The following is a 5,721-nucleotide window of genomic DNA, read 5'->3' on the forward strand; positions in this document are numbered from 1 at the left end:
GCGGCAGGGCGCCGCGGTCGGCCACGAGTTGTGCGCGGCCCAGGTCGGCGCTGCTCAGCCGGTGGGGATTGCCGTGCACAGGCCGGCCGCGCTCGAAGTCCTCGCGGCTGACAGCCGTCACCGCTGCAGGCTGGCGCTGGTAGCGGTAAATATTGGTCACGTTGACGGTGTTGTTGACCACGATGTTGTGGTTCACCTGCGTGACGTAGCGCGGGCTCACGCGGTAGGCGGGGCGAAAGGCTTCGCCGGGTGCCAGCGGGAACCAGCCCACACCGGGCCGCGGTGCGCCGCCGATGGAAATGTTCCAGTTCACACCGCCGCTGCTGCCGCCCACAAAAGCGACGAGGGCGGGCGCATAGACAGGGCGCGGTGCCAGCCGGCCCGGCACCCAGGCCCAGCGCGGGCCGATTTGTGCCCAGCGGCCATAGTGAAACGGTGCAAACCCCCAGGGCGCGTCGTCCACCCAGGTCCAGCCCCAGGGCGAGACCCAGGCCCAGTGGCCGACGCGGTAGGGCGCCCAGTTGGCGGGCACGGCGCGCGGTATCCAGACGGCACCGTAGGCCGGGTCCTGACTCCAGTTACCGTAGCTGTCGAGCTGCTGGTAGCCCACGGTTTCGCGCGGTATGTAACGCGCCGAAACCGACTGGTCTTCACGCCGGTCGCGGTTAGCGGCCCACAGGTCAAAACTGTCCTGCTGTGCGGCGCCCGGTCCTGCCGGGGTGAGCTGCGTGCCGCTGAAGTTGGCCTGCTGGCGGCTTTGCAGCGTGACGGGGGCGACGCCGTCGCCATAAATCACGCCGCTGCCCGACTGGGCCACCACGCGCGTCGTGTTGCTGGCAGGGTCGACGTCCAGCCGGTAGTCACCGGGCTGCGACACCACAAACGCGAGGTTGGGCGTATCCACTTCCAGGCGCTGGCCTTCGTAGAGGGCCCGCACGCGCAGCTTGAGCGTGCCTTGGGCGAGGCGCAGCTGGGTGGTGTTGTCGTCCAGTGCCTGGAAATCCAGGCTGGTCTGGCTGTTCATGCGCAGCGCGGTCGAGCCCACGTACAGTTCCGAGCGGGCGCCGGGGCCCGTCCACAGCCTGTCGCCGGCTGTCAGCGGCCGGTTCAGCATGGCGGGTGTCCAGGCCGGGGCTTCTGCCGGGTTGTTGCTGTCGCCCGGTGCGAAGCTTACGGCGCCTTCGGCCAGGTTAAGTCTGGCGACCCGGCCGGGTGGGTCCAGCTGGGCGCCCTGAGGCGCAGGTTCCTGCGCCCAGGCAACGGGCTGCAGCAATGCCAGCAGGACTGCAAAGGCCAGCAGCACGAAGTACCCGTAAAGGTGCGAAGGCCGGAAGGCCGTGTGGTCGGTATGGGACGAATTTGTGTCGCCGGTGTCGATTGCTGTCATGTTGAACGCTCTCTTCCTGTCTTGCGGGACATGGATGGACTGGAAGGCGGGCTGACACGTAACGGTCGTGATCGCATCGTGATCGCCAGCCTGATGAGGAGACCTTACCCAGTACAACGTGCGTGACGATGGATGGAGTGCTAACAGGCAGTAAAGATTGCGAAACAGAAGGCAGGAATGAAACGGGATGTAATGTCCGCAGCGGCTGATCTTTCTGTTGATGACATTTTTATTAGAGAAAAATGCCTGCAAGTCAATGCAGACGAGCGCGAGCAGCTATCAAAAAAGGAGCGACTGGGTTGCGGCGAAAAAATGGCGCGTGCAATATGAGACGATTGCCCCATGCAAGATTTCTGGCCTTCCAGTGGCTTTTCCCGGCTCCAGCGCAACGCACGCGGCTGGCTCGCCCTTTCCGACGACTATCTGCGGCTCTTCCTCGCGCGGCCCGAACTCGCGCCGGTGGCGGAGTCATGCGATGCCGAACGTGCCTTGCACGCCGCACTGGTGGCCGCGCCGTCCCGGCCGGTCTCGCCTGCCGAATTGACGGCCCTGCAAGATGCGGATGCGCGTGACAACTACAAGCTGTTTTTGCGCTTTCGCGATGGCTTGCTCGCCGCCGGCACGCTGGAGGCGTATTACCTGAGCCTGTTCCCGCGGGACGGAACGGGCCGCATCGACATACCGCCGTTGTTCATCGACCTGGTTGCCCAGGCCGTTGTCCACAATGTGCTGCAGGGTTCCACCGACGCATATGAAGTGCGCGCCGCTGAAATGCTGTTTCGCCCGCAGCGCATCAGTACACAGGACGGCCAGGTGCTAAGCGGCGACCAGGAGGTGATCGACATGTTCAATGAGACCGGCGGTGTGGGCGACTTCGGCCGCTTCCTTGCGGAGGCCAAGGCGCCGGTGCCTGTTGTGGAGCTGCAGGTGCTCAATGACGACAACGCTTTCACGTATTGGCAGCAGCCGGGCCGCCACCGTTTTTTGCTGGACCTGACGCATGAAGTCAGCAACGACCTGAGCCACGGCCTGGTCTTCACCATGGTGCGTGCCCGCTCAGGTCTCAAGGCGCTGGCAAGTGTGTTGCAGAAGTGGGTGAAGCATTTTCTGGGCGTTGAAGTCACCATCCGGCCCGTGCAGAAAGTGGACGATGAAGCCTGGCGCTGGCATGTAGGGCTGGACCTGGACTCCACAGCCTTGCTCAATGACCTGTATGAGGGAAGGGACGTTGCGCCCGACCGGCTGCAGCGCCTGGTCAGCCTGTTCCGGCTGGAGTTTGTGGACACGCGGGAAATGCGCGGCGACGTGGCTGGCAAGCCGGTGTACCTGGGGTTGATGATGAACGCCGACGGGGTGGTAAAGCTCAAGCCGCAAAACCTGCTGGTGAACCTGCCGCTGCTGCCTGCAGCTTCCTAGGGGTGTGCGCGGATCAAGCCGGATCGTTTCAGTCGCTGCCCTCCACTTCCACCACCAGCACGCGGGCCTCGCCCACCGGCGAGGCCACATGCTCGGTGCCCACGCTCGCGAAAAAGATGTCACCGGTTTCCAGCATCACGGAGCATTGTCCGCAGTTGTCGCGGTAGCGCATTTCCACACGGCCATCGAGCACCGCAAACACTTCTTCGCCTTCGTTGATATGCCATTTGTAGGGTTTGTCGGTCCAGTGCAGTCGGGTGGTGATGCCCTGCATATTGGCTACTGTCAGCGCGCCCCAGGCGCGTGCTGCGGTGAAATCCTTGCTTCGGATGATCTTCATGTCGGTCTCCATCAGGTGCATTGAAAGCTTCGCCATGCTACGTCGCGGGGCCGACGGAACCATGAATTCTTCGGCGCCCATTGATTCTGTATCCGCATCACTGAAATGCGCCRTTCAGGACTGCGCGGCGCTAAGATGGTTTGCATGAAAAGCGTATTGCTGCCCTGCGGCGAAGCCGTTCCCGCCCTGGGCATGGGAACCTGGAATATGGGCGATGCGCCGGCGCGGCGCGCCGACGAACTCGCGACCCTGCAGCTCGGCCTGGACCTGGGCTGTACGCTGGTCGATACCGCGGAAATGTATGGCGAGGGGCTGGCCGAAGAGCTTGTTGGCGAGGCGCTGCAGGGACGGCGTGATGAGGCCTTTATCGTGAGCAAGGTGTATCCGCACAATGCCTCGAAGGCGGGCACGGTGGCCGCCTGCGAGCGCAGCCTGCGGCGGCTGCGCACTGACCGTATCGATCTTTATCTGTTGCACTGGCGGGGTTCGGTTCCGCTGGCCGAAACCATGCAGGCTTTGATGGCGCTGCAAAAGGCCGGCAAGATCCGTCACTACGGCGTGAGCAACCTTGACCTCTCCGACATGCAGGAGCTGTGGCAAGTGCCCGGCGGTCAGGGCGTGCAAATCAACCAGCTGCTGTACAACCTCACGCGCCGCGGCATTGAGTGGGACTTGCTGCCATGGCTGCATGAACGCAAGGTACCGGTCATGGCCTATTCACCGATCGAGCAGGCGCGGCTGCTGCGCCATGCGGGCCTGACCCGCTTCGCCGCGCGCCACGGCATGCAACCCGCCCAGGCGGCACTGGCCTGGGTGCTGGCGCAGGGCGGCGTCATCGCGATTCCCAAAACCAGCCATCCGGAACGGCTGCGCGAGAACGCCGCGGCAGCGCAGATCCGGCTCAGCGATGAACAACTGGCTGAACTGGATGTGTTGTTCAAGCCGCCTTCCCGCGCCACCTCGCTGGAGATGATCTAGACCTTTCCAGGGGTCAACGCATCAGCCACATCCCTACTGCCAGCAAGGCCGCCTGGACGGCCATGGCGATGTAGAGCGGCTTGCGGGAAGGCGTGGCGGCATCCTGAAGCGTCTGGCTAATACGCTGCGCGAGCAGAGTGCGCAACACGGGGTCAGGCGAACCTGGTGCTGGCGCAGGTGCGGCCTCGGCGGCGCGGGCCTGCTGCCATTGCGCCAATACATCAGCCAGCGGCAGGCGGTTCACCACGAAATTGATCATGCCGCGCACGGCGCGTCCCTGGCCCAGCACGGGCGCCAATTGCTGACCGATGGCATCGGCCGACAGCATCTCTGACACCCGTTCGAGTGCACCCTTGGTTCGCGGCATGGCCTCGATGCGTGCGGCAATCGCGTCCGTCAAGCGCTGCGACATGGCCTCTCCATGACCCGTCACGACTTGCTGTATGGCCCGGCTGCGGCCACGCGCCACGCCCAGCATCAGGTAAATCGGAACAAAGGCCAGCAGCAGCATGCTGACCAGCAAGGGCGGTGAAAACAGCAAGGCGAGGATGGCGCCGGCGCCGCCGGCGTGCGCTGCGGCAGGCATGCCAGGGCCGGACAGCCGGCTCAGGTAGAAGAAGAACACGCCACCGCCCAGCAGGAAAGCCAGCAAACCACCCATGGCGACGGAACTGGCAAACGCCATGCCGGCTTTGGCGCCGGTGCGCACCATGGATGGCGCGGCAGAAGAGTTTGATGACATGCAAGGCCCCCCTATTTTTTAAAGGGCTGATCATAAGCGGCGCTTGCGGGGGCGCTGGTGGTGCATGGCAGACGCTGCAGCCCGTCCGCGCCATCGCCGATCGAGACGCCGGACCCCGCGGATCACGGCCGGGCCGCGCGGCACCGCCATGTTGTATAGACAGGCCGCCGAATAAAATCTGAGGTCAAACCGGCTGCAAGCGGGTGCGTCTTTTCCATTCGCCTTATGCTTGCCAAGCCCCATAAGGAGACCTTTCCCCATGCTTCGCAAGTTTTTGTCGTTCATCGCTCTCGCGCTCATGCTCTGTGCCGCGCAGGCCCAAACATACCCGGCCAAGCCGATACGCCTGATCGTTCCGTTTCCGCCCGGCGGCGGCACCGACATCCTGTCGCGCCTGGTGGCCACCAAATTGACGGAGGTCAGCAAGTGGACCGTGGTGCCCGATAACCGCGGCGGCGCCGGCGGCACCATCGGCATTGCCGAAGCCGTACGCGCAGCGCCTACGGGCTATGACATGGTCATGGGCCAGAAGGACAACCTGGTTGTTGCCCCCTGGCTCTACAAGAACCTCAGCTACGACCCGACCAAAGACCTGGTGGCGGTGGCCCATGTGGCTTACACGCCGGTGGTGATCGTCACGGGCGTGCAGTCGCGCTTCAAGACGCTGGCCGACGTGGTGGCGGCAGCCAAAGCAGCGCCCGACTCCATCACCTACGGCTCGCCCGGCAATGGCACGACCATCCACCTGGCCGGCGAGATCTTCAACAGCGCCGCCAACATCAAGCTGCGCCACGTGCCCTACAAGGGTTCCAACCCGGCCATGATGGACGTGCTGGCCGGCAACGTGGACCTCATGGT

General features: G+C 64.2%; 7 protein-coding genes. 4 read left to right on the forward strand and 3 right to left on the reverse strand.

Going from position 1 to position 5,721, the window contains the following annotated elements:
- On the reverse strand, positions 1–1,387 hold a 1,387-nt coding region (locus AC1DWI_RS12040; protein ID WP_477724906.1), incomplete at its 3' end, for a DUF6600 domain-containing protein.
- Positions 1,388–1,564: 177 nt separating this feature from the next.
- On the opposite strand from AC1DWI_RS12040, the gene AC1DWI_RS12045 reads away from it, so the two are divergent.
- Both AC1DWI_RS12045 and AC1DWI_RS12050 read left to right on the forward strand, forming a co-directional pair.
- Positions 1,565–1,717, forward strand: a complete 153-nt coding sequence (locus AC1DWI_RS12045) for a hypothetical protein (protein ID WP_477668591.1) — start codon at positions 1,565–1,567, stop codon at positions 1,715–1,717.
- A 12-nt stretch (positions 1,718–1,729) separates the two neighbouring features.
- Positions 1,730–2,803: a DUF6352 family protein gene (locus tag AC1DWI_RS12050; protein ID WP_477668590.1), complete on the forward strand. Its 1,074-nt coding sequence runs from the start codon at positions 1,730–1,732 to the stop codon at positions 2,801–2,803.
- A gap of 28 nt (positions 2,804–2,831) precedes the next feature.
- Here the strand turns inward: AC1DWI_RS12050 and AC1DWI_RS12055 are convergent, their stop codons facing one another.
- On the reverse strand, positions 2,832–3,143 hold the full coding sequence (locus AC1DWI_RS12055) for a cupin domain-containing protein (protein ID WP_477668589.1): 312 nt from the start codon (positions 3,141–3,143) through the stop codon (positions 2,832–2,834).
- A 144-nt stretch (positions 3,144–3,287) separates the two neighbouring features.
- On the opposite strand from AC1DWI_RS12055, the gene AC1DWI_RS12060 reads away from it, so the two are divergent.
- Positions 3,288–4,121, forward strand: a complete 834-nt coding sequence (locus AC1DWI_RS12060; protein ID WP_477668588.1) for an aldo/keto reductase — start codon at positions 3,288–3,290, stop codon at positions 4,119–4,121.
- Positions 4,122–4,134: 13 nt separating this feature from the next.
- On the opposite strand, the gene AC1DWI_RS12065 is transcribed toward AC1DWI_RS12060, so the two are convergent.
- Entirely contained in the window at positions 4,135–4,863 is a 729-nt protein-coding gene (locus AC1DWI_RS12065) for a hypothetical protein (protein ID WP_477668587.1), read from the reverse strand.
- A 259-nt stretch (positions 4,864–5,122) separates the two neighbouring features.
- Here AC1DWI_RS12065 and AC1DWI_RS12070 point away from each other — a divergent pair.
- A partial coding sequence (locus AC1DWI_RS12070; protein WP_477724907.1) for a Bug family tripartite tricarboxylate transporter substrate binding protein occupies positions 5,123–5,721 on the forward strand: 599 nt, incomplete at its 3' end.

Source organism: Polaromonas sp. P3_C2, assembly GCF_056402675.1.